The 22,825-nt window shown below is 65.5% G+C and carries 18 protein-coding genes; 5 read left to right on the top strand and 13 right to left on the bottom strand.

Annotated features, from left to right (window positions below; translation table 11 throughout):
• Nucleotides 1–41 precede the first annotated feature (41 nt).
• The gene (locus ACUZUJ_RS02715) at nt 42–1,334 is read left to right on the top strand and encodes an acyltransferase family protein (RefSeq protein ID WP_101764906.1); all 1,293 of its coding nucleotides are present in this window, start codon (nt 42–44) and stop codon (nt 1,332–1,334) included.
• Nucleotides 1,335–1,360: 26 nt separating this feature from the next.
• Here ACUZUJ_RS02715 and ACUZUJ_RS02710 read toward each other — a convergent pair whose 3' ends face one another.
• The 10 genes from ACUZUJ_RS02710 to ACUZUJ_RS02665 all read right to left on the bottom strand — a co-directional run bounded on the left by ACUZUJ_RS02710 (nt 1,361) and on the right by ACUZUJ_RS02665 (nt 11,547).
• Nucleotides 1,361–2,431, bottom strand: a complete 1,071-nt coding sequence (locus ACUZUJ_RS02710) for a glycosyltransferase family 2 protein (protein WP_510468065.1) — start codon at nt 2,429–2,431, stop codon at nt 1,361–1,363.
• Between the two features lie 83 nt (nt 2,432–2,514).
• The gene (locus ACUZUJ_RS02705; RefSeq protein WP_101764904.1) at nt 2,515–2,817 is read right to left on the bottom strand and encodes a hypothetical protein; all 303 of its coding nucleotides are present in this window, start codon (nt 2,815–2,817) and stop codon (nt 2,515–2,517) included.
• 15 nt (nt 2,818–2,832) lie between these two features.
• The gene (locus tag ACUZUJ_RS02700; RefSeq protein WP_458220631.1) at nt 2,833–4,788 is read right to left on the bottom strand and encodes a glycosyltransferase family 4 protein; all 1,956 of its coding nucleotides are present in this window, start codon (nt 4,786–4,788) and stop codon (nt 2,833–2,835) included.
• Nucleotides 4,785–5,861: an SDR family oxidoreductase gene (locus ACUZUJ_RS02695; RefSeq protein WP_101764902.1), complete on the bottom strand. Its 1,077-nt coding sequence runs from the start codon at nt 5,859–5,861 to the stop codon at nt 4,785–4,787. Before ACUZUJ_RS02695 ends, ACUZUJ_RS02700 begins: the two co-directional genes overlap by 4 nt.
• A gap of 49 nt (nt 5,862–5,910) precedes the next feature.
• Nucleotides 5,911–6,720 (bottom strand): FkbM family methyltransferase, encoded by an 810-nt coding sequence (locus tag ACUZUJ_RS02690; protein ID WP_458220632.1) that lies wholly within the window; start codon nt 6,718–6,720, stop codon nt 5,911–5,913.
• Nucleotides 6,721–6,768: 48 nt separating this feature from the next.
• Nucleotides 6,769–7,944: a cystathionine gamma-synthase gene (locus tag ACUZUJ_RS02685; protein WP_135966945.1), complete on the bottom strand. Its 1,176-nt coding sequence runs from the start codon at nt 7,942–7,944 to the stop codon at nt 6,769–6,771.
• A gap of 123 nt (nt 7,945–8,067) precedes the next feature.
• Nucleotides 8,068–9,438, bottom strand: a complete 1,371-nt coding sequence (locus ACUZUJ_RS02680; RefSeq protein ID WP_458220633.1) for a pyridoxal-phosphate dependent enzyme — start codon at nt 9,436–9,438, stop codon at nt 8,068–8,070.
• Between the two features lie 301 nt (nt 9,439–9,739).
• Nucleotides 9,740–9,976 carry an HP1242/YdcH family protein gene (locus ACUZUJ_RS02675; protein ID WP_005407964.1) on the bottom strand — a complete coding sequence of 79 codons (237 nt, stop codon included), beginning with the start codon at nt 9,974–9,976 and terminating at the stop codon, nt 9,740–9,742.
• 324 nt (nt 9,977–10,300) lie between these two features.
• Nucleotides 10,301–11,185 (bottom strand): hypothetical protein, encoded by an 885-nt coding sequence (locus tag ACUZUJ_RS02670; protein WP_188487628.1) that lies wholly within the window; start codon nt 11,183–11,185, stop codon nt 10,301–10,303.
• Nucleotides 11,182–11,547 (bottom strand): DUF4398 domain-containing protein, encoded by a 366-nt coding sequence (locus ACUZUJ_RS02665; protein ID WP_005415160.1) that lies wholly within the window; start codon nt 11,545–11,547, stop codon nt 11,182–11,184. Before ACUZUJ_RS02665 ends, ACUZUJ_RS02670 begins: the two co-directional genes overlap by 4 nt.
• 121 nt (nt 11,548–11,668) lie before the next feature.
• Between ACUZUJ_RS02665 and ACUZUJ_RS02660 the strand changes: the two genes are divergently transcribed.
• The 3 genes from ACUZUJ_RS02660 to ACUZUJ_RS02650 all read left to right on the top strand — a co-directional run bounded on the left by ACUZUJ_RS02660 (nt 11,669) and on the right by ACUZUJ_RS02650 (nt 15,650).
• Nucleotides 11,669–12,796 (top strand): PilT/PilU family type 4a pilus ATPase, encoded by a 1,128-nt coding sequence (locus ACUZUJ_RS02660; RefSeq protein WP_458220634.1) that lies wholly within the window; start codon nt 11,669–11,671, stop codon nt 12,794–12,796.
• Nucleotides 12,797–12,925: 129 nt separating this feature from the next.
• Nucleotides 12,926–14,209, top strand: coding sequence for a putative DNA modification/repair radical SAM protein (locus ACUZUJ_RS02655; protein WP_458220635.1), 1,284 nt, complete (start codon nt 12,926–12,928; stop codon nt 14,207–14,209).
• Nucleotides 14,190–15,650 (top strand): UdgX family uracil-DNA binding protein, encoded by a 1,461-nt coding sequence (locus tag ACUZUJ_RS02650; RefSeq protein WP_458220636.1) that lies wholly within the window; start codon nt 14,190–14,192, stop codon nt 15,648–15,650. The genes ACUZUJ_RS02655 and ACUZUJ_RS02650 overlap by 20 nt, the downstream gene beginning before the upstream one ends.
• 45 nt (nt 15,651–15,695) lie before the next feature.
• On the opposite strand, the gene maiA is transcribed toward ACUZUJ_RS02650, so the two are convergent.
• Both maiA and ACUZUJ_RS02640 read right to left on the bottom strand, forming a co-directional pair.
• Nucleotides 15,696–16,364, bottom strand: coding sequence for a maleylacetoacetate isomerase (maiA, locus tag ACUZUJ_RS02645; protein WP_458220637.1), 669 nt, complete (start codon nt 16,362–16,364; stop codon nt 15,696–15,698).
• 14 nt (nt 16,365–16,378) lie between these two features.
• On the bottom strand, nt 16,379–17,368 hold the full coding sequence (locus tag ACUZUJ_RS02640) for a fumarylacetoacetate hydrolase family protein (protein WP_458220638.1): 990 nt from the start codon (nt 17,366–17,368) through the stop codon (nt 16,379–16,381).
• A gap of 908 nt (nt 17,369–18,276) precedes the next feature.
• Between ACUZUJ_RS02640 and ACUZUJ_RS02635 the strand changes: the two genes are divergently transcribed.
• Complete coding sequence (locus tag ACUZUJ_RS02635; RefSeq protein WP_458220639.1) at nt 18,277–19,710, top strand: DEAD/DEAH box helicase; 1,434 nt, start codon at nt 18,277–18,279, stop codon at nt 19,708–19,710.
• Nucleotides 19,711–20,220: 510 nt separating this feature from the next.
• Here the strand turns inward: ACUZUJ_RS02635 and ACUZUJ_RS02630 are convergent.
• Entirely contained in the window at nt 20,221–22,815 is a 2,595-nt protein-coding gene (locus ACUZUJ_RS02630; RefSeq protein ID WP_458220640.1) for a M14 family zinc carboxypeptidase, read from the bottom strand.
• Between the last annotated feature and the right edge of the window lie 10 nt (nt 22,816–22,825).

Genomic DNA, 22,825 nt, shown 5'->3' with positions numbered 1-22,825 from the left:
CACAGCTACCACCCCTTCCATGTCCCGGATAGACCTGATCCATGGCCCTTGCTGAAAAGCTGCTACCTAATCCGGACAAGAACATTCCCTTCCTCGACGCGGTGCGCGGAATCGCCGTGCTCTTCGTTCTGGTGCGTCATGCATGGGGCCTTTCATGGTCGCCATCGGCAAGCATCGCAGGCGTCGAGCTGTCACGCATCATCGTAATGATGTCCTCGGGTGTGGACCTGTTCTTCGTCCTCAGCGGCGTCCTGCTCTCCACCCGCTTCCTTCGCGCTGATGCAAATGGCAAGCCGGCGCCCGAATACCTACCCTACATCAAAGCACGCATCCTTCGGATCGGCCCGCCCTACTGGCTGGTGCTGTTCCTCGTGGTCCTGTTCTATACCCCGGTGTTCATTCCACAGGAGAAGGTCTGGAGCACGGCCGGCGCAGCCATATTCATCAGCCACCTGGCATTCGGCCAATCGCTGTTCCTGTTCTCCTTCGGCGCTTACAGCGTAGGGACGCCCTTCTGGACGCTGACCATTGAGATGCTCTTCTATCTCGTGCTGCCACTGGTGGTCCGTGCCTTCTACCGCGGCCGATGGTGGCAGGGCATTCTTGCTGCCTTCCTGCTCAGCAGCGTGTGGCTATACCTGTGCCGCTACCACCTCGATGGCTTGGTTGATTTCCTCCAGCGGCATACCTTTGGCCTCGGTTGGTCGAGCGAGGGCGTCCGCTTCTTCCTCAGCCACCAGATCCTGGGCTATCTACCTCACTTCGCGATCGGCATCGGCATCAGTGCGCTGCTGCTGAAGCCACGCACGCATCCCTTGCTGACCGAAACCGCCGGCCTGCTTTATGCACTGCTTGGGGCTGCGCTGCTGCTTGCGCTCATGTTCAAGCTTGGTGGCCTGTCTCTGGCCTACGGATTCCAGGATCCCACGGCCTACTTCCGAGCAGACGATCGGGCTGCACGGCTGTTCTACTACTTTGAATCAATGCCATTTGCCGTCGCGTACGGCCTCATCATCCTGGGCCTTTCGCTTGGCAGCAGCATGCTCAAGCGCAGCTTCGCCAGTATTCCAGGACTGGCATTGTTCGGCGTGCTGGGGTACTCGATCTACCTGATTCACATGCCGCTGCTGTACACCATGAACAACCACTACTGGATCGCTGCGGAAACGCATCCCTGGTGGCATTTGGCGAAGTTCCTGACCGCGGGAACCGGCGTGATCCTGCTGCTTTCGCTGATCCTGTTCCTGACCGTCGAAAAGCCTTCGATGATATGGTCCGCACGCGCCAGCCAACGCGTGCGGACGCCCCCACGGCCCAGTGCCACAGGGCATTGAGCCGCAAAGACCGCGATCCGGCGATGTCAGATCGTCGCCGGATAGTTTCCAAAGCCGGGGCGAGCCACCGAAGCGAATTCGGCCGACAGGGACTCCGCCACGCTCCCGCGGTCGAACAGGTTCAATACAGAGGGCTCCGCGCCAAACACGGAGCGGATCTGCGCCCCCAAGCCTCCGGATGTCAGCTTCATGGGCAGACGGAAGCCGCGGAACGATGCCACTACCTCGCCCTGCACTGCGTCGGGTGAGAACTGAACAATGACCTGGCTCTCGTCACTGCGATCGCGCGCCACCCAGCCTACATCAATCCCGTAGCCGAACTGCCGGCCCGCGCTGATCACCAACTTGCGAATCGCATCCTCGTGCGCCCTGGAAAGGACACCGGACTGTACGAACGCGTCCACCTGCTGGCGGAACAACGGATAGCGCAGATCGATGATCGCCTCATTCCCAGGTACCGTGGTCGCATTAAGCGACACGATGCCCGCGTCCAGATTGGAACCACGTCCGTGGTGGAACACATAGGTCCCCGGCGCCAGTGCAACGCGGTACCCAGCCGCCAGGCTTCGCAGGCTCCAGTCCGTTTCTTCGCAGTAACCACGACCAAAACAAGGATCCATGATCCCGACCTCGCGCACGACATCGGTTGAGATCAGGATGCAGAAGGAAATACCTGCCGGAATATCCATCGCTGCGTTGCCGAAATGACCCGCCAGACCCGCATGCACCCAATCCACCACACCCTGGTCATGCAGGAAGCGGTTGGGATCTTCATTCGGCAACGAATAGATCGAAACGTTGTTGGACCAGGCAGTGACCGAACCGACGCCTGGCTGCCGGGAAACCTCCAGCATCTGCCCCATCAGGTCGCGCGGATACAGCACGTCCGAATTGCTGATCACCACGTAGTCATAGCCACGCTTGACCGCAGTCAGCATGCCAAGGCTCACGTTGCGCGGAATGCCCAGGTTGCGCGGCGTCCGGTAGTACATAACGTCGCGCTCACGACAGAACTCAGCCAGTTCCTCGCTCCAGCCCGGCTCAGGGCTGGCATCGTCCAGCACCAGTACGTCGATCTGTGCGTGCGTCTGGTCCATGCGAATCGCACTTTCGATGGCTGCGGGCACAAAGGCCCGTCCGTTGTAGACGGTGATGCAATGGAGAATGCGTGGCCGCGCCATCAGAGGAACCGCCGCAGCTTGCCACTGAAGATCGCCGCAATCTGCACCGCGCGCGACGACCGCACGCGCTCGAACCGCTCCTGCAGTTCAGCATGCTCGGCAACGAGAGCTGGCGGAACCACCGGTGCAACCCGATGTGTGGCCTGCTCCACCTTGATGCGCTCCAGTTCGGAACGTGCGCTGATCAGTTCACGGCTCATCGACGTCAAGCGCGAGGTCAGGTCCATTACACGGGCGTTGGCGACTTCGAAGTCGATCAGCGCCTGCTCCAGGGAAATTCCATCTAGGTCAGTGGTATTCATGCGTTCAATCTTCCATTAATGGCGCGGTGCGCCAGCCAGGATCTGGCGGTAGGCGTGGACCAGGTCAGTGGCGGTTGCGTCCCAGGTCAGCGGGGCACCACTTGCAAGGATGTGACGGATGTTGCGTGCGCCCTGCTGCGGATCTTCCAGCAACTGCTGGCAGTAGTCGGCCATGTGCTCCGGGTCCCAGTCGCGCGGCAGTTCCGGTGAGTCAATCAGCTCACGCAACGGCCCGAAGTTCACATGGGCCGTGGGCGTGCCCATGGCTGCGGCCTCAAAGGGCACCAGGCCGAATCCCTCGGCGGATGTTGGATACAGCACGATGGCCGCATGGCGCAGCAGCCAGTTACGCGTGGCACTGCTGACGTCCGGCAGTACCAGCAGCGCATCTTCGTCCGACGTCCGCCTTGCCAGAGCCTCTTCCTGTCGGGACGATCCCTTGGCAACGACGGCACCTGCCAATACCAGCCCGATGGCATGCCCACGCTTGCGCAGGGTGTTCCAGGCACGGATGGCCAGGTCACGATTCTTGTGCGAGTAGCTGGCGCCAAGCACGAGCAGGAAGGGCATCGCGGCCATGCCACGAGCCACCAGCTCCGCCGGAATCTGTTCCACATCGGTATCCGCCAGGTGATCGCCGCCATTCTTCGCAATGTGGATACGCTGGAGGTCGATCGGCAGCCGCTCTTCAACGAGGGAATCGCGGGTGTCGGCAGAAATGGCGATGATCGCATCAGCGTTGCGCGAAGCAGTCTCGATGTTGCCTCGGTACTGCAGCCAACGCTCGCCGCTGTCGTGGTAACTGCCGATGCGATAGGCAATCAGGTCCTGCAGGGTCACCACCGTGCGCTTGGCGAGTTGGCGCCAACGATCCCACGGGATCAGGCTGTCGGGCTGGAAGGGGCGATGCAGTATGTCCACTTCGTCAGCACCCTCGAAGCGAAGGTTCGCCGCATTGCAGAGGTTGACCTTCGGCTGCAGCATCAGGTCGGCGGCATATACTGGGAGATGACCGTGCGGCACGGCCAGGATCACCCGACTGACATCTTCGCGGCGCAGCAAAGCGCGCACCAGCGCCAACGTTTGCACCTGGGTTCCCATCTCCATCGGCCCCAGACAGGAGCCATCGATCAGAATGCGCAGCCCCTGCACCTTCGACCTGGCAACGTCCAGGGCGATTGCCAACGGCGATTTCGCCGATGCACGAAGCTCGTCATGCAAGGCTGGGAAACTGGCATCCGCAGCATGCAACGACGCGCGCGACGCCGGATCTTCGGTCGCTTCCACGGGAGCACCCGTACCCGTCCACTGCGCGGTCACATAGCTGCCAGCGTCAAGCACATGGCGGAAGCCGCGGCGCGCACTGCGCAGACCGAACTCAGCCAGTGACAGCGAAACCAGATTGTCGCGCTGGTCGTCCAATCCCCCCAACGCACGCAGAACAGACGCGTTGACCAGCACGACCGGCCCCACCGGAACCTGCAGCGACACCGGCCCACTGTCCGGCAAGGTCTGCCGGAGGCGCTCGCACACTGCCGCTTCATCCATACCACCGATTCCATAGGGCGTGGGCGAGTTACGGTAGGGGAAGCTCAGCGTTCCAGCAGCATTGGACAGGAACGATACCGATGCGATACGCGGATCGTCGCGCATCCAGGCAAGCGCCCGCTGCAGCAATGCGGGCGGCACCGCCACCGGAGAGCCGGCCACGAGCACCGCTTCGAGGCCAGGATGCTGTTCGAGCACAACGGCCATGCCCGCCGACAACGTCCACGTCGGCATGAGCTGTGCCTTGGCACCCTTGAAGCAGCGCTCTGCGTTTACGTTGTCCCAGGCAGCAATGAAGCAGCCGTTGCTGTCATGCAAGTTCTCCAGCGAACGTACCGAATCCAGCCAGTCCCTCGGTGAGCCCGTGATCGCCGCCAGGGTGACGACAGCGCAGGGCTCGTCCATGGACGCAGACTGGCTCATGCGTACCCCCGCTCGATCAGCCACTGGCCAACGCGGCGCGCGCCTTCGTCGAAGGACACCTGGGCATGCACATCCAGAGAGGCTGCCAGCGGCGCCGCATCGGCAACCGCCCAGCGCACGTCGCCATCGCGGAACTTTCCGCAGACCACCGGGGCCGGAGCGTCGTGCATGGCTGCGATCGCCCGGGCGGCATCGGCAATGGTGGTGACCACGCCGCTGCCAACGTCAAGAGTACGTACACTCGACGGCGGACTGCGCAGGCCTGCGATCAAGGCAGCCACCACGTCGTCGATGTAGACGAAATCACGCCCGATCAATCCATCTTCATAGATATCCAGCGCCTGCCCCTTGCGCGCCAGACGGTGGAACAGCGTGATGATGCCGGTATAGGCATTGAAGGGTGACTGGCCCGGCCCATACACGTTCTGCAGGCGGAAGACCGACAGCGGCACCTGCATCGCACCACACCAGGCTGCAAGGATGTGCTCCTGCGCCAGCTTCGTGCCGCCATACACGCTGGTCGGGGCCGGGAACACAGCGTCTGCGCGATGCGGCAGGGGCTGCGCCGGACCGGTGGCCGAAGGGGAGACCGCGTCCCACTGTGCCCGTGCCAACACGGCATGCGAACGCGGCGGCGGATAGAACGTCGTGCCATCGGCATCCAGCCATGCGCCTTCGCCATACACCGCGCGACTGGAGGCCAGCAGCACATGGTCAGGCACCAGATTGCGGGCCGAGAACGCATCGATCATTGCCGTGGTTCCCACGACATTGACGTGCGCGTGACGCGACGCCTCGGTCAATGACTGCCCAGTGCCGGTTTCTGCCGCAAGGTGAACCACGATGGACGGATGCCAACGGTCCAACACCTGCTCCCACGTCTGCATTTCTGTCACATCGCCAATGTAAAGTTCGGCGCTGGGGTCAAGAGCATCCGGGCGACGGGATTCTGCGTGAATCTGCGGATGCAGGTTGTCCACCGCAACGATCGGCAATCCAAACTGCTTGAGGTGCGCGGAGAGTGCGCACCCGATGAAACCTGCGCCGCCTGTGACGATTACTGCTTTCTGCATTGTCATCAATTCCTTGTTCGTTCTAGTGGCCGTTGCCACGCAACATCTTTCAGTCGCGGGATAGCAACAGATCTACCTGGCCCGACGGGCCGGCAGTTGCGCAGTGGCGAAGAATCTCGCCGTTGTTCAATTCCTGCAGCGAGCCATCCCCTATCACCAGCAGGCGCAGGCCGAACGCGCGATAGGCATCCAGCGCCTGCAGGGGGTCGATGTGCTCGGCACGCAGCAGCGCCGGGCTGAATTCCACGACGATGCGTATGCCCGGCGATCGCGCGATCACGCCGGTCATGCCACGCAGCACCTGCAGCTCGTACCCCTGCACGTCGATCTTGACGACGTCGGCCTGCAACTCCGGATACAGGGCATCCAGGCTGATGCAGGGCACCAGCATGTCCACGGCATCGTCATCCACGCCACGGGTATCGCCCAGGTTGTTGGGCGAGCTGCGCAGCCCGATGACACCGCGTGCCTCACCCAGCGCACAGGCATGCACGCGGACGCGATCACCGTGCGGCCAGACGTTGAGCCGAAGCAGATCACTCATCCTCGGCTGCGGCTCGAACGCCAGGGTGCGCAAGGCGGGATACCGCTTCGACAGCAGGCAGGAGAAATAGCCCACATTTGCGCCGACATCGATGAACACGCCCTCGGCGCGGTTCCTTGCTGCGTCAAGCAGCACCTTGCCAACCTCGGCGTCCCAGTGCCCGCTGTTGCGGGCATGCTCGCGCATCACCTGATCTTCCACTGGAAACCAAAGGTCGCCAGCATCGGTGGCAACGCGCTCCACGCGCCAACCCTGGATACCTTTCGGCACGCGCGACGCCATGCTGTCCCCGTCTCCACGGTCAAATGCGCTCATTGCTGCTCCAGGTTGCAGTTGCACCATGTCACGCCCACAGGTGGGGGCCTATACCGCCAGCGCCCTCTCCAGATCCACCTGCAGGTCCCCCAATTCTTCAACACCCACGCTCAGCCTTACCAGCGCATCGCTGATCCCCAGCTGCTCCCGGCGCGCCACCGGGATCGAAGCATGCGTCATCACCGCCGGGTGGTTGACCAGGCTTTCCACGCCGCCCAGTGACTCGGCCAGGGTGAACAGCTCGGTCTTCTCGCAGAAGCGCTTGGCGGCCTCGAAACCGCCCTTGAGCACGATCGAGACGATGCCGCCGTAGCCGGCCATCTGCTTGCCGGCCAGTTCATGCTGCGGGTGCGAGGGCAGGCCCGGGTAGATCACCTTCTCCACCGCCGGGTGCTTTTCCAGCCACTGGGCCAGCGCCAGCGCGTTGGCGCAATGCGCCTTCATGCGCAGCGGCAGGGTCTTCAGGCCACGCAGGGCCAGGAAGCTGTCGAACGGGCCCTGCACGCCACCCACCGAGTTCTGCAGGAAGGCCATCTGCTCGGCCAGTTCGGCGTTGTCGCCGACCACGACCATGCCACCAACCATGTCCGAATGGCCGTTGAGGTACTTGGTGGCCGAATGCAGGACCAGGTCCGCACCCAGTTCCAGCGGACGCTGCAGCATCGGCGAGGCGAAGGTGTTGTCGACCACCACGATCAGGCCATGGCGCTTGGCGATGGCGGCGACCGCGGCGATGTCGACGATCTTCAGCATCGGGTTGGTCGGGGTCTCGATCCACACCATCTTCGTCTTCGACGTGATGGATGCCTCGAACGCGGCCAGATCGGTCAGGTCGACGAAGCTGAAATCCAGCCCGGCGGTGCGGCGACGCACGCGCTCGAACAGGCGGAAGCTGCCGCCGTAGATGTCATCCATCGCCACCACGTGGCTGCCGGCGTCCAGCAGCTCGATCACGGTCGAGCTGGCCGCCATGCCCGAGGCGAAGGCGAAGCCGCGGGTGCCGCCTTCCAGCGACGCCACGCAGCGCTCATAAGCGAAGCGGGTCGGGTTGTGGGTACGCGAGTACTCGAAGCCCTGGTGCTCGCCCGGGCTGGACTGGGCATAGGTCGAGGTGGCGTAGATCGGCGGCATCACCGCGCCGGTGCTCGGGTCGGGCGACTGGCCGCCGTGGATGGCCAGCGTGGCCAGAGCCAGCGCGCGGTCCGGGGAAGAAGCGTTGGACATGTCGTTTCCTGATTGGCGCCGATGACCGGCGCCGTCGAAGGAGCGGGAGTCTATCAGCGCGGCCTTAACGAGCTTTGACGCGGATAAACCGGGATTCAGCAGCGATCTGCGGCGATAAACGCCTTACTGAACGCGCCGACGCAGGTAATTCAGCAGGTCGATGCGGGTGATCAGGCCGAGGAAAGCGTCGCCGTCCATCACGATCGCCACCTGGCCGCGGTCGAACACCGGCAGCAGGGCCTCGATCGGCGACTTCACGTCCAGCCGGTCCAGCTTGCTGACCATCGCGGTGGCGACGGTGTCGCGGAAACGTGCTTCATCGCCGTAGACATGCAGCAGCACGTCGCTTTCGTCGACGATGCCGACCAGCTGCTCGCCGTCCATCACCGGCAGCTGCGACACGTCGTACAGCTTCATGCGCTGGTAGGCGGTGGTCAGCAGGTCGTTCGGGCCGATCACCACAGTGTCGCGCTGGCCATACGGACGCAGGATCAGGTCACGCAGGTCGCCGTGCTGCGGGCGCTGCAGGAAGCCGTTGTCCAGCATCCAGTAGTCGTTGTACATCTTCGACAGGTATTTGTTGCCGGTGTCGGGCACCAGCACCAGCACCTTCTTCGGCGTGGTCTGCTCGCGGCAGTACTTCAGGCCGGCGGCCAGCAGGGTGCCGGTGGACGAACCGCCCAGGATGCCTTCCTTGCCCAGCAGTTCGCGTGCGGTGTGGAAGCTCTCGGCATCGCTGATGGCATACGCCTTCTTGACGCGGCTGAAATCGGAGATCGACGGCAGGAAATCCTCGCCGATGCCTTCCACCAGCCAGCTGCCCGACTTGTCGTTGAGATTGCCGTCGTTGATGTACTCGGCCAGGATCGAGCCGACCGGATCGGCCAGCACCAGCTCGGTCTTCGGCGACAGCTTGGCGAACGCGCGCGACAGGCCGGTCATGGTGCCGGAGCTGCCGCAGCCGAACACGATGGCGTCGAGGTCACCGCCCATCTGCTCGAGGATTTCCGGGCCGGTGCCGAACTCATGCGCGGCCGGGTTGTCCGGGTTGCCGAACTGGTTGATGAAGTAGGCGCCCGGGGTCTGCTCGGCGATGGTCTTGGCCAGGTCCTGGTAGTACTCGGGGTGGCCCTTGGCGACGTCCGAACGGGTCAGGCGCACTTCGGCGCCCATCGCCTTCAGGTTGAAGATCTTCTCGCGGCTCATCTTGTCGGGAACGACGAGGATCAGCTTGTAACCCTTCTGCTGGGCCACCAGCGCCAGGCCCAGGCCGGTGTTGCCGGCCGTGCCCTCGACCAGGGTCGCGCCCGGCTCCAGGTCGCCACGCTGCTCTGCCGCCTCGATCATCGACAGGCCGATGCGATCCTTGATCGATCCGCCCGGGTTGGCGCTCTCCAGCTTCAGATAGAGCTCGCAGACGCCGGTGTCCAGGCGCTGGGCCTTGACGATCGGGGTCTGGCCGATGAGTTCGAGGACGGAAGAATGGATGGGCATTCGGAGGACTTTCGATTCGCGCCACGCAGGGCCGGACCGATGATTATCCGACGGATGGCGCTGAATGTCAGGTCGGTGCGGGCATGCCGCCCGCCTGCCCCATGAAGGGATGCGGGCGGCCCCGGATCGACGAGGAGACCGGTACCGCCCGCATCGGTGAGTTGTGCCTGCAGGCCAAGGCACCACCGCCTGTGGTGCCTTGGCGCGGCCGCCTCATCGGCGGTGCCGCGATGCCGGGGCAGGAGCGCCCGGCGGGGCCATCGATGGCCGGGTCACGCCGTTCCGGGCGCGACGGGGTGCGTCAAAGCGTGGGGGACGTCGTTGGGAGCGGTGTTTCGTACATTCGCAGAAGTCGTTGCTTGGCCAGCAGCTTCTCACGCTTCATGCGACCCAGGGTGACATCATCGATCGGGAGTACACCCAACTCCGCGTCCATGCACTTCTTGTTCAACTTGCGGTGCTGGTCATGGAGTGCCCTGAACTCCGGATCACGCGCGCGACGGGCGTCGATCTCGCTCTGGGGCTGATCTTCAAACATGATGGACCTCCTTCGACAGATACACGAACGCCCCGGCCGCAAGGCACGGGGCGTTGTTCATGGAGGAGCGCCGGTCGATGGCCACCTGGACGCCTGCAACGACCTGCGGCACTGGCCTGCGCACGTCGATCTGCTGCGGTTCGCGCCCTGCTTGCATCGGCCCGGCCCTCCCATCGTCCGGTCCGCGGCATTGCGTCCCGGACGATTGACCCTACGCCTGCTCAAGGCGGGGTACAAGACCCCTGCGTCAAAAAGACCGAACCCCGCCGGGGCGGGGTTCAGGCTGAATGCTCATCGCAACGAAAAACAAACAATATCAATGCATTACGGGGCGATGATGACCTCGGCCGAGCGCGCCCGGGTGGAGGCTGCCTTCTTGCCGCTGACCTGGATCCGGTTGCTGGCGACACCGGCTGCGACCAGGGCGTCGCGCAGCGCTTCGGCACGCTTCTGACCCACGCCATTGGCGTTGTCGTAGGCCTCGATGCGCAGGCGGCCCTTCTTGCCGATGTTCAGGTACTCGGCCAGCGCCTTGGCCTGGTTGCGGGCGCCACCGGACAAGCTGGAGGCGCCTGCGGCGAACGCGTCGCCATTGAAGGTGAAGACTTCGCCACGGCCATCGAACTTCGAACCCGGCAGCTTCTGCCCGGACACCAGCTCGGCTTCCTCGCGGGCCAGCTTGGCGGCGTTCTGCTGGGCGGCGCTGAGGCGCTGCTGCTGCTTGCCGGCCACGCTGGTCAGGGCATTCTCGGCGTCCTGGCGGGCCAGGGTCTCGGCTTCGGCCGCCTGGCGCAGGCGTTCGGCCTCCTCCGCCTGCATCTGCGCCTGCATGCGCAGCTGCTCGGCTTCCTGGCGGGCACGGGCGGCGTCGCGGCGGCTGGCTTCGATCAGCAGGTCGCTGCGGGTACGTTCCAGGCGGTCGACCTCACGCGCGGCCATCGCGGTGCGCACGGCGGTCTCGGCAATCTCCACCCGGCGCTCGGCCAGGTAGGTGGCCAGCTCCTGGTCGCGGCGCTTGGCCTTGTCCAGGGTGGCGATGGCCTGCTGGGCCTGCATGCGCTCGAAGGCGCCCAGCTCAGCGGTGTCGGGGTTGGCCTGGATGGCCATCAGGCGCTGGCTCAGCTGCGCCACCATCGGGTTCTCGGCGGCCATGGCCAGGGTCGGCAGCGCCAACAGCGCGGCCAGGGTTGCGGCGGTCATCGGCTTCACCGGCGATCCTCCCCGGTCGACAGCTGGCGTTGCAGCTGGTTGACCTCGTTGCGGCGCAGCTGCAGCTGCGCGGTGACAGTGGCTTCCTCGCTGCGGACGCGGGCCAGGTCGGCATCGGCGGCGGCGCGCAGGGCCATCGCCGGGGCGTTCTTGCGCTCGCGGCGGTCGCCGGCGGCGCGCTGGGCCTGCTCCAGCCCCTGCCGGGCCAGCCCGATCAGGTCCGGGGCGTACTGGTCGGCATCGGCCTGGGTGGCCTTGTCGACCGCCTGCCGGGCCTGCGCCAGTTCCAGGGCGGCGTCCTGCGCCCAGGCGGGGGCAGACAGTGCGAATGCAAACGCCATCACATACAGGCCATGGCGCATTCGTGCGAAGCTAAGTCGTTTCATTGGGGAGGCCGTACCGGTTGTCGGTTCACGGCCATTGTCGTCAAGCCGACACCGTGCTGGCAACGGGCGTCGGCCGTTTCGTTGGGGAAAATTCGCAATGGATATCGGCTACTTCCTGAAGCTGATGACCGAAAAGAACGCTTCGGACATGTTTCTGACCACCGGGGCACCGGTCTACATCAAGATCGAGGGGAAGCTTTATCCGCTGGGCAACACCGGCCTGCCGCCGGGCATGGTCAAGAAAATCGCCTACTCGCTGATGGACGAAGGCCAGGTGCCGCAGTTCGAGCGCGAGCTGGAGCTCAACATGGCCATCGCCCTGCCCGATGCCGGGCGCTTCCGCGTCAACGTGTTCAAGCAGCGGGGCGAGGTCGGCATGGTCATCCGTGCCATCCGCAGCCGCATCCCGAGCATCGAGGAGCTGAACCTGCCGCAGGTGCTGAAGGACGTCATCATGACCCCACGCGGGCTGGTGCTGGTGGTGGGGTCCACCGGTTCCGGCAAGTCCACCTCGCTGGCGTCGATGATCGACCACCGCAACAGCACCACCACCGGTCACATCCTCACCATCGAGGATCCGATCGAGTACCTGCACAAGCACAAGATGTCGATCGTCAACCAGCGCGAGGTCGGGCTGGACACCCACGCCTTCCACAACGCGCTGAAGAACGCGATGCGTGAAGCGCCGGACGTGATCCTGATCGGCGAAATCCTGGATGCGGAAACGATGGAGGCGGCGATCGCCTTCGCCGAGACCGGCCACCTGTGCCTGGCCACCCTGCACTCCAACAACGCCGACCAGACCATCGAGCGCATCCTCAACTTCTTCCCGGAAAGCGCGCACAAGAACGTGCTGATGAACCTGGCGCTGAACCTGCGTGCGGTGATCAGCCAGCGCCTGGTGAAGAACAAGGAGGGCCGTCGCCTGCCGGCCACCGAGGTACTGATCAACACGCCAATGATCCGCGACCTGCTGCGTCGCGGCCAGGTGCACGAGATCAAGGCCGCGATGGAAGGCTCGCTGGAAGAAGGCATGGAGAGCTTCGACCAGTGCCTGTTCCGGCTGGCCAAGGCCGGCATCATCGAGCAGGAGGAAGCGCTGCGCGCGGCCGACTCGCGCGATGGCCTGGCCCTGAAGTTCCGCCTGTCCGAGGGCAGCAGCGGCGAGCACGACCCGTACGCCGATTTCTCGGCCGGCGCACCCAACATCACCCACGGCTTCTGACCGCACGGAAAAGGGGACGGAGGGGATTAAGTCGTATATGCACTTGCGACGCCCCTCCCTCCGCCCCCTCTTCTGAAGCGTTCAGGGGCGGTCTCATCCAATGAGACCCCTCATCCGTAGGTTTCCTCAATGGAAACCATCCGCAAGCTGGCCATTCTGGCCGACGCCGCCAAATACGACGCCTCCTGCGCCTCCAGCGGTTCGGGCAAGCGCGATTCTCGCGCCAGTGGCGGTATCGGCAGCACCGAGGGCATGGGCATCTGCCACAGCTACACACCCGATGGCCGCTGCGTTTCGTTGCTGAAGATCCTGCTGACCAACTTCTGCATCTACGACTGCGCTTATTGCGTGAACCGGGTTTCCAGCAACGTGCCCCGAGCACGTTTCAGCGTGGACGAGGTGGTCGCGCTCACCCTGGACTTCTACAAGCGCAACTACATTGAGGGCCTGTTCCTGTCCAGCGGGATCATCCGCAATGCGGACTACACCATGGAACAGATGGTGGAGGTTGCCCGGCAGCTGCGCGAAGAACACCGTTACGCCGGCTACATCCACCTCAAGACCATTCCCGAGGCCTCGCCGGAACTGCTGGCCAGTGCCGGGCGCTATGCCGACCGCCTGTCCATCAACGTGGAACTGCCGACCGAAGCCGGCCTGAGCGCCTTGGCGCCCGAGAAGACGGTGCATTCGATCCGCGGCGCGATGGGCGAACTGCGCTGGCGCATCGAGGAAGCCAAGGAGGCACGCAAGGCCCCCGCCGCGGTGGCGCCGACGGCAAGCTGCGGCGCACGCCCGCGCCCTCCCCGTTTCGCACCGGCCGGACAGAGCACGCAGATGATCGTCGGCGCGGACGGGGCAAGCGACCAGCAGATCCTGGCAAGCGCCGACAGCCTGTACGGCAACTACCGCATGCGCCGGGTGTATTACTCCGCGTTCAGCCCGATTCCAGACGCCAGCCGGCAGCTGCCACTGCAGCCGCCGCCGTTGCAGCGCGAACACCGCCTTTACCAGGCTGACTGGCTGCTGCGCTTCTACGGGTACGGCGTGGATGAGATTACCGATACCACCCAGGACGGCATGCTCGATCTGGACATCGACCCGAAGATGGCCTGGGCGATCCGCCATCCCGAGCGCTTTCCCGTGGACCTCAACCGCGCACCGAAGGAAATGCTGCTTCGCGTACCCGGGCTGGGCGTGCGCAATGTCAAACGCGTGCTGATGGCGCGCCGCCACGCGCGGCTGCGCGTGGCCGACATCGCGCGCCTGAAGGCACCGATGAGCAAGCTGCTGCCGTTCGTGCAGCTGGCCGACCACCATCCGCGCAGGGCGCTGGACGATCCGGCGGCGCTGCGCGCGCAACTGGCCCCGCCTCCGCGACAGGGTTCGCTGTTCGATGCACCGTCCGCGGCCTGACGCGCAGCGCTGGTCGCTGCGGGTGGATCCGCCATGGTCGCTGGAGGCTTGGCGCAACGGTGCGCGTGAAGCCCTGCTGCGAGACGTCGCGCCGGAGCAGCTGGACTGGCTGGAGGGCAGCGACGCATCACTGCTGGATGCGCCCGCGGTCACCTCGGCGCCTGTGCAGGCCGATGCTGGCGCACCGAACGTACCGCGCGACTTCCTGGAGCTGGCGGCCACCTGCCTGTGTCATCGCGACGGGCAGCGCATGGCCCTCCTGTACCGGTTGCTGTGGCGCATCACCCATGGCGAACGCTCGGTGCTGTCAAACCCCGCCGATGCCGACGTACTGCGGGCGATGGCCATGGCCCAGGCGGTCCGCCGTGACACGCACAAGATGAAGGCATTCGTGCGCTTCCGCGAGGTGCCTGGCCAGCCTGATGCGTTCATCGCCTGGTTCGAGCCACAGCACCACATTGTCGATCGGGTCGCGCCGTTCTTCGCGCGCCGCTTCACCGGCATGCGCTGGGCGATCCTAACGCCTTCGCGCAGCGTCGCCTGGGATGGGCAGGCGCTTGCCTTCGGCCCCGGCGCACGGCGCGAGGATGCCCCGGCCGAGGACGCACGCGAGTCGCTGTGGCAGACCTACTACGCGAGCATCTTCAATCCGGCACGGCTCAACACACGGATGATGATGCAGGAGATGCCGGCAAAGTACTGGCGCCACCTGCCTGAAGCACAATTGCTGCCACGCCTGGTGAGGGACGCGTCCGACCGCGTGCAGGAAATGCATGACCGTCCCGCGCAGGCACCGCAACGCCGGATTCCCCTGCGAGCGAACGCTGCGACATCGGCGACCGATGCCAGCAGCCTGGAGAATCTGCGCGGACAGGCCAGCGCCTGCCGCCAGTGCCCGCTCTGGGAGCAGGCCACGCAGACCGTGTTCGGGCAAGGGCCGGCAGGCGCCGAGGTGATGCTGGTCGGAGAACAGCCTGGCGATACCGAGGACCTGCGCGGACAGCCGTTCGCAGGACCTGCCGGCCAGGTGCTGGACCGCGCACTGGCGGAACTGGGAATCGATCGCGCCCAGCTGTACCTCACCAACGCGGTGAAGCACTTCCACCATGAACGGCGCGGCAAGGTGCGGCTGCACAAGCGGCCGGAAAGCCGCCACGTCCAGGCCTGCCGCCCTTGGCTGATGGGTGAGATCGCACGCGTGCGGCCGCAGGTGATCGTGTGCCTCGGCGCGACAGCGGCAGCCTCGGTATTCGGTCGTGATTTCGACCTCTCACGCGACCGCGGACGCTGGCACACCCTCGAGGACGGCACGCGCGGCTACGCCACGGTGCACCCGGCATGGGTGTTGCGGCAGACCGACGATGCGCGCCGCGAGGATGCCTACCGGTTGTTCCGCGATGACCTGGCCCGATTGCAGCAAAAAGGAGACGGAGGGAATTAAGTCGTAAGTGCATTTACGACTTAATCCCCTCCGTCCCTTTTTCTTTCAGGCGGCGTCGGGCTGGTTTTCCGGGCGGGCGCGGTCGAAGGCGTCCAGTGCCTGGCACGCCGCTTCAATGCGGCGCAGGGTCGGGTACGGCGTCAGGTCCAGGCCGAAGCGATGCGCGTTGTACAGCTGTGGCAGCAGGCAGATGTCGGCCAGGCCGGGACGGTCGCCGTGGCAGAAAGTGCCGGTGTCTGTGCTGTTGGCCAGCAGGGCTTCCATCGCAGCGAAGCCCTCGGCGATCCAGTGCAGGGTCCACTGCGTGCGGGCATCGGCCGGCAGCTGCAGGCTGCGCTCCAGGTACTGCATCACCCGCAGGTTGTTGATCGGGTGGATGTCGCAGGCCACCAGCTGGGCCAGTGCACGCACCCGCGCGCGGCCGGCGGCGTCGGCCGGCAGCAACGGTACCTGTGGGAAGCGCTCGTCCAGGTATTCCACGATCGCCAGCGACTGGGTCAGCGCATGCCCCTCGTGCAACAGGGTCGGCACCAGCTGCTGCGGATTGAGCGCACGATAGGCGTCCAGGTGCTGCTCGCCGCCTTCGCGCACCAGGTGCACCGGCCGCGCGTCCCAGGCCAGGCCCTTCAGCTCCAGGCCGATGCGCACGCGGTAGGCGGCGCTGGATCGCCAGTAGGTGTACAGCACGATGCCGTCGTCGACCGGGATCTCCATCGCCGCCTCCCTGCTCAGGGCTTGGCCGCCTGTTCGATGCGCTGCTCGATCGCACCGAAGATGCTGTTGCCTGCGGCATCGAGCATCTCGATGCGGACCACATCGCCGAAGGACATGAACGGCGTGCTCGGCTTGCCATCACGCAGGGTTTCGACCACGCGCTGCTCGGCGAAGCACGATGCGCCCTTGCTGGTGTCCTCGTTGGCGATGGTGCCCGAGCCGACGATGGTGCCGGCGCCCAGCGGACGGGTCTTGGCCGCATGTGCGACCAGCTGGGCGAAGTTGAACTGCATGTCCACGCCCGCTTCCGGTGCACCGAACCACTGGCCGTTGATGTGGGTCAGCAGCGGCAGGTGCACCTTGCTGTCCTGCCATGCAACGCCCAGTTCGTCGGGAGTGACGAACACCGGCGACAGCGCCGAGCGCGGCTTGGACTGCAGGAAGCCGAAGCCCTTGGCCAGCTCGCCCGGAATCAGGTTGCGCAGCGAGACATCGTTGACCAGGCCGACCAGCTGGATGTGGCCCGCCGCCTGTTCCGGGGTGGCCGCCATCGGCACGTCGTCGGTGATCACCACGATCTCCGCTTCCAGGTCGATGCCGTAGTCCTCGCTGACCACCTTGACCGCATCGCGCGGGCCGTAGAAGCCTGCGCTGGTGGCCTGGTACATCAGCGGGTCGGTGTAGAAGCTCTCCGGCACCTCGGCACCACGGGCACGGCGCACGCGCTCGACATGCGGCAGGTAGGCGCTGCCATCGACGAACTCATAGGCGCGCGGCATCGGCGCGGCCAGTGCCTGCGGGTCGAGGTCGAACACGCCATCGGCATCGCCGGCATTGAGCGATTCGTACAGAGCGTTCAGGCGCGGCGCGATGTGGCTCCAGTCCTCCAGGGCCTGCTGCAGGGTGGCGGCAATGCCGGTGGCGCGCACGCCGTGGCGCAGGTCACGCGAGACGACGATCAGGGTGCCGTCGCGGCCGCCTTCCTTCAAAGAACCAAGCTTCATGGGTGGGTGTCCGGAGTCGTGGGCAAACAAGTTTCAAGTGTAATCAAATCTACGGCGGCGCCAAGCTGCAGCGCGGCATCGGCCCACCCTACCGCAGGAGGGGGTTCGGCAGGGCTTGCAGCCCTGCACCTGCTTCAAGCCAAGGCAACAGCCGACGCAACAGCAACAGCGGACATTCCGTGGGATGGCGGGGTCCTGTGGGTTTGCGGGGACGCCGTAAACCCATCCATGGGGGCTTGGTCGCGGCATCCATGCCGCTCACACCCCGCAAACCCACAGGACCCCGCCTTCGACAGTAGGCCGGTGGCCAGTAGATCCACGCCATGCGTGGATGAAATCTGTCAGATATCGAATGAAACTCCGGGGTCAGATCCGTTTCGGGAGGAAAATGGATCTGACCCCAAGCCGTTCCGACAGATCGCGGAAAACTGTCGAAGGCGGGGTGGGTCCGGTGGCAGGGGCGTGAGCGGCATGGATGCCGCGACCGAGCCTACATGGACGTATTCACGGCGTCCCCTACCACCGGACCCACCCCGCCTACCCACAGGAACCCGGCTTTTGACGTTGCTCTGGCCTTGGCTCCGGCCCCTGCAGGTGCAGGGCGCAGCCCTGCAGAGAGCCCCCCCTACCTGAACAGGCCTTTTTGCGTGAAGTCTCAAATATCGTTTAGACTTGCGGGGTCTGCAGCGGCCGTCCGTTTCCCTCCGGGATCGCCGGCGACCTGGGTCCGCCCTCTTCGCCCGCCCCCACTCCGACGCCGTTCGTCACGCATTCCAGCCTGCGCTTCGTGCCGGCTGCACCCAATTCTCGCAGCGCGGTTCACGGGAACGCTCCGAGTCAGCCGATCAGTTTGATCTGCCCCCGTCTGTCCGTTCGGACAGGCGTTTCTTGTACTTGGAGCAAACTCAATGTCTTTTGAATCGCTGGGCCTGGCGCCCTTCCTGCTGCGCGCGCTCGCCGAGCAGGGCTACGAAAACCCGACCCCGATCCAGCAGCAGGCGATCCCGCTGGCGCTGGCCGGTCGCGACCTGCTGGCCGGCGCACAGACCGGCACCGGCAAGACCGCTGCGTTCGGCCTGCCGCTGCTGCAGCACCTGGGCACCGCCTCGCAGGAAGTGCGCGCCGGCCCGCGCAAGCCGCGCGCGCTGATCCTGGCCCCGACCCGCGAGCTGGCCACCCAGGTGCATGACAGCCTGCGTGGCTACAGCAAGTACCTGCGCATCCCCAGCGCCTGCATCTACGGCGGCGTCGGCATGGGCAACCAGCTGGACATCCTGCGCCGTGGCGTGGACCTGCTGGTGGCCTGCCCGGGCCGCCTGATCGACCACCTTGAGCGTCGCAGCGTCGACCTGTCCGGCATCGAAGTGCTGATCCTGGACGAAGCCGACCGCATGCTCGACATGGGCTTCCTGCCGTCGATCAAGCGCATCCTGGCCAAGCTGCCGAAGCAGAACCGCCAGACCCTGCTGTTCTCGGCCACCTTCGAGGACAACATCCGCCAGCTGGCGCTGGAGTTCATGCGCAACCCGGAACAGATCCAGGTGACGCCGAAGAACACCGTGGCCGAGACCATCACCCACCGCGTGCACCCGGTCGATGGCAGCCGCAAGCGCGACCTGCTGCTGCACCTGCTGGCGCAGGACAGCCGCGAGCAGACCCTGGTCTTCGCCCGTACCAAGCACGGCAGCGACAAGCTGGCCACGTTCCTGGAAAAGTCCGGCATCAAGACCGCGGCGATCCACGGCAACAAGAGCCAGGGCCAGCGCCTGCGTGCACTGGGTGACTTCAAGGCCGGCCGCGTGACCGTGCTGGTGGCCACCGACATCGCCGCGCGTGGCATCGACATCAATGAGCTGCCGAAGGTCATCAACTTCGACCTGCCGATGGTGGCCGAGGACTACGTGCACCGCATCGGCCGTACCGGCCGTAACGGTGCCACCGGCCAGGCGATTTCGCTGGTGGCGCAGGATGAAGTGAAGCTGCTGCGCGCGATCGTGCGCCTGCTGGGCCGCGACATGGACATCCGCGATGTGCCGGGCTTCGAGCCGCAGACGCCGATCCGCTGGGGCAACAGTGCGCCGGGCAAGGCCGAGCACGATACCGGCGAGCGCGCACCGCGCAAGAGCCACGCGCGCCGTCCGCACGGTGATGCGCCGCGCCACGCGCATGCCGGCCCGAAGAAGGCCGGTGGTGGCCGTCGCGAGGGCGGTGGCAATGGCCAGCAGCGTGCAGGTGCAGGCGCCGGTCAGGGCCAGCGTCGTGGCGGTGGCGGTGGCGGTGGCGGCAATGGTGGCGGCCGTGGCCGCGGCCAGGGTGGCAACGGCGGCGGTCGCGCCGGCTGACCGCAGCTGACATGGGTGGTGCTTCCCGCTGCGCGGGGGGCTTATCGAGGGACGGCGCTGGCGCGCCGTCCTTTTTTGTTGCTGGCTACCGTGAGTGGAAGCCGGCGGTGCGGTGCGCTGAGGGCGGATGGGCGTGGGGCCAGCGCAAAACCGTGAGGCGCATGGATGCGCCGACCGAGCCCCCATGGATGGGTTTACGGCGTGTTTTGCGCTGGCCCCACGCCCATCCGCTTCAAGCATTGCCTGCGCCTTCTTGTCCCGCCGGGTAGCCGGGCGAAGAAAGATCAAATTCAAATTCAAGAGCAAATGCCGATGCTTTTGCCCTTGCTCCTGCCTTGGGGTTCGATGCGTCCGCGCCCGCAGGAAACTGTCGAGGGGAGGCCGGGCGGGCTGCGCAGGACCGTGAGGCGCATGGATGCGCCGATCGAGCTTACATGGACGTATTTACAGCGTGTCCTACGCAGCCCGCCCGGCCTCCCCACCCATATATCAACTGAAGCGCGTGCAGCCTCAACCCCGCGCCTTGCTCGGATTCACCAGATTCCCGAAGAAGATCGCGTTGATCAGCAACCGATCCGTCCCGTGCCAATACTTGCGATGCGCCGGGTCATCGGCAAACAGCACCACGTTGCCCTGCCCCTGCGCCGACACCAGCAGCCACGCGCTGCCCGCCACCCGCGTGCGATTGCGCTCGGACAGATAGCCATTCACCCGCGGTGGCGTGTCGATGCGTACCACCGTCGAGAACGGGTTCGCGCTTGGCTGCAGCGTCACCGTGTTCTCCTTGTTGATCGCCAGCTGCCGGCGTGGCACGCCAAACGCCAGCGGATGGCTGGTATCCACGTCGGCACTGAGGATGTTGCCGCTGACCCGCTCGATCGCGGCGATGTCGCGCTGGTCGCCGAACGCACGGCGGCTCTCGTCAGCAGTCTCTTCTTCCTTGCCAAGCTTCTCGCCGTCGGCCAGCTTCTGTTCGATCGCCCACTTCGAGGCACTGCCGTAGGCCACCAGTGAACCACCGGCCTGCACCCAGCGCTTCAGTGCAGCCACCGCCGTGGCATCGATGCCTGTGTAGGTTCCAGCGGACAGCACGATCGTGGTGTAACGATCCAGCGGCGCTTTGCCCAGCTGCTGGGGATCCAACTTGCTGGCAGGCAGATGCAACTGCTGGTCGAGCAGGAACCAGGCCGAGCCGATCTCGGTGGCCACCACGCCCTCGCCCATCACCAGCGCAACCGCGGGTTTGCGCAGCGCTTTGACGCCATCACTGCCGAGGTCGATGCCCTCGCGGCTACGGCCGCTGGACAGCGAGTGCACCTGCACGCCGGCAGCGCGCGCGGCAGACGTCACTGCTTCAAGCAACGCCGTGCCCTGCAGTGATTGCCCGGCCACCGGAATCACCAGGCTGCCGGCGGCGAAGCTGACCTCGCCCTGCGTGGTCGCGGTGGTGAACGGCTGGAATGCCGCGCGTGCATTCACGCCCTTGTCCTGCAGCGCGGCCAGCGCGCGCCCGGCGTTGTAGTCGCGCCAGTCGATCGCATAGGCGAATCCGGCCTGGCCGCCCAGCACGGCGCCCTGCTCCACCGGCGGCGCGGTCACGCGTGCACCGCCGTCGATACGGCTGCGGCTACCGGCGAAGGCCACGCCGTAGGCCGGTGCGATCGCGTAGCTGGTGCTGCCGTAGAACACATCGCCCTTGATCGGCGGCGTCTCGGCAAAGATCGAATGCACCAGCCGGAACTGCGCCTGTTGCACCGGCACCACGTAGGCGCTGCCGGCATCGAAGCGCTGGCCATCGACAGTGACGGCACGATCCAGTGTGCGCACCTCGATGCGATGCAACAGCAGCAGTTCCAGCAGGCGACGGGTCAGGGCCGGGTCATGCACATCACCGAACACGAAACTCTTCACCGGCTGCTGTGCGGCCTGCTTCAGTGCGCTTTGGAAGAACTGCTTCTGCAGGTCGAACAGGCCGCTGCGCTCGGTCACTGCACCACGCACCGTGCCCAGCCCGGTAGCGACCTGGTTGCGGATGGTGAACGGGAAGGTCAGCAGGCCATTCACCGATTCCTGCACGCGGCCGCGCGAGCTGGCCTGCTCGACGGTAACGCCGACGGCGCCATGGAAGTCCGGGTAGGTGGAGCCGTAGACCGGCGAGAAGTTGTCGAAGTTCTCGCCGGTGTAGTACAGCGAACCCAGCGCATCCAACGCCTGCGCGTGGTACTTGGCCAGGGTCTTGTTGAATTCATACGACGACGCCGGAATCAGCGGGCTGTGCATGCTCTTCGGCGACGGTTCGAAGTAGTAGGTGCTGTCCTTTCCCATCTCGTGGAAATCGATCTGCACGTTCGGGTACCACTGGTGGAACACCTCCACCTTCGGCCGCGAGTCCTGCTGGGTCAGGGCCAGCCAGTCGCGGTTGAGATCGGTGAAGTAGTGGTTGGTGCGGCCCTGCGGGAACGGCTCGACGTGTTCCTTGTCGGCCGGGTCGGCCGAGGCCGGATCGGAGGCCCACGCGTTGTGCCAGTTGGTGGCGCGATCGCGGCCGTCCGGGTTCTGCGCCGGGTCGAACAGCACCACCGCCTGCTGCAGCCACTGCTGGGTTTCGGCGCTGCGGTTGGCTACCAGATAGTACGCCGTCAGCATCGCCGCCTCGGCACTGGAGGTCTCGTTGCCGTGCACGCTGTAGCCCAGCCACACCACCACCGGGCTGTCGCCCGCCGCGCTGCGCGGCTGTGCCGGATCGGCCAGGGTCGCGTGCTGCTGGCGGATCTGCTCCAGCCGCGCATGATTGCCCGCAGCAGTGACGGTGGCGATCAGCAGCGGACGGCCTTCATAGCTGCGGCCGATCTCGCGCACGCTGATCTTGTCCGAGCGTTTCGCCAGTTCCTGGAAGTACGCCACCAGCTGGTCGTGCCGGGTGTAACGGCTGCCGATCGGATAGCCGAGGAACTGTTCCGGCGTGGGCACGGCGGTATCGAACGCCGCTGCGTCGGCCACCTGCGGAAAGAAGTAGGCGCTCTGTGCCTGCACCGGCTGCGATGGAAACAGTGCGGTGGCGGCGGCGATCAGCAGCGGAAGAACGGCACGACGATGCAAGGACACGGTGACTCCC

The organism is Stenotrophomonas sp. S4 (assembly GCF_054187805.2).
The sequence above is the reverse complement of the archived record's forward strand: the minus strand, read 5'-3'. Positions and strand labels throughout refer to the sequence as shown.

Bases quoted from the DNA above. Each gene is read 5' to 3' on its own strand.
- ACUZUJ_RS02685 (WP_135966945.1), bottom strand. From the start codon at position 7,944: ATGTCCAACGCTTCTTCCCCGGACCGCGCGCTGGCTCTGGCCACGCTG.
- ACUZUJ_RS02710 (WP_510468065.1), bottom strand. From the start codon at position 2,431: ATGGACCAGACGCACGCACAGATCGACGTACTGGTGCTGGACGATGCC.
- ACUZUJ_RS02690 (WP_458220632.1), bottom strand. From the start codon at position 6,720: ATGAGCGCATTTGACCGTGGAGACGGGGACAGCATGGCGTCGCGCGTG.
- ACUZUJ_RS02635 (WP_458220639.1), top strand. From the start codon at position 18,277: ATGTCTTTTGAATCGCTGGGCCTGGCGCCCTTCCTGCTGCGCGCGCTC.
- ACUZUJ_RS02715 (WP_101764906.1), top strand. From the start codon at position 42: ATGGCCCTTGCTGAAAAGCTGCTACCTAATCCGGACAAGAACATTCCC.
- ACUZUJ_RS02665 (WP_005415160.1), bottom strand. From the start codon at position 11,547: ATGCGCCATGGCCTGTATGTGATGGCGTTTGCATTCGCACTGTCTGCC.
- maiA (WP_458220637.1), bottom strand. From the start codon at position 16,364: ATGGAGATCCCGGTCGACGACGGCATCGTGCTGTACACCTACTGGCGA.
- ACUZUJ_RS02700 (WP_458220631.1), bottom strand. From the start codon at position 4,788: ATGAGCCAGTCTGCGTCCATGGACGAGCCCTGCGCTGTCGTCACCCTG.
- ACUZUJ_RS02695 (WP_101764902.1), bottom strand. From the start codon at position 5,861: ATGCAGAAAGCAGTAATCGTCACAGGCGGCGCAGGTTTCATCGGGTGC.
- ACUZUJ_RS02660 (WP_458220634.1), top strand. From the start codon at position 11,669: ATGGATATCGGCTACTTCCTGAAGCTGATGACCGAAAAGAACGCTTCG.
- ACUZUJ_RS02680 (WP_458220633.1), bottom strand. From the start codon at position 9,438: ATGCCCATCCATTCTTCCGTCCTCGAACTCATCGGCCAGACCCCGATC.
- ACUZUJ_RS02705 (WP_101764904.1), bottom strand. From the start codon at position 2,817: ATGAATACCACTGACCTAGATGGAATTTCCCTGGAGCAGGCGCTGATC.
- ACUZUJ_RS02655 (WP_458220635.1), top strand. From the start codon at position 12,926: ATGGAAACCATCCGCAAGCTGGCCATTCTGGCCGACGCCGCCAAATAC.
- ACUZUJ_RS02640 (WP_458220638.1), bottom strand. From the start codon at position 17,368: ATGAAGCTTGGTTCTTTGAAGGAAGGCGGCCGCGACGGCACCCTGATC.
- ACUZUJ_RS02675 (WP_005407964.1), bottom strand. From the start codon at position 9,976: ATGTTTGAAGATCAGCCCCAGAGCGAGATCGACGCCCGTCGCGCGCGT.
- ACUZUJ_RS02650 (WP_458220636.1), top strand. From the start codon at position 14,190: ATGCACCGTCCGCGGCCTGACGCGCAGCGCTGGTCGCTGCGGGTGGAT.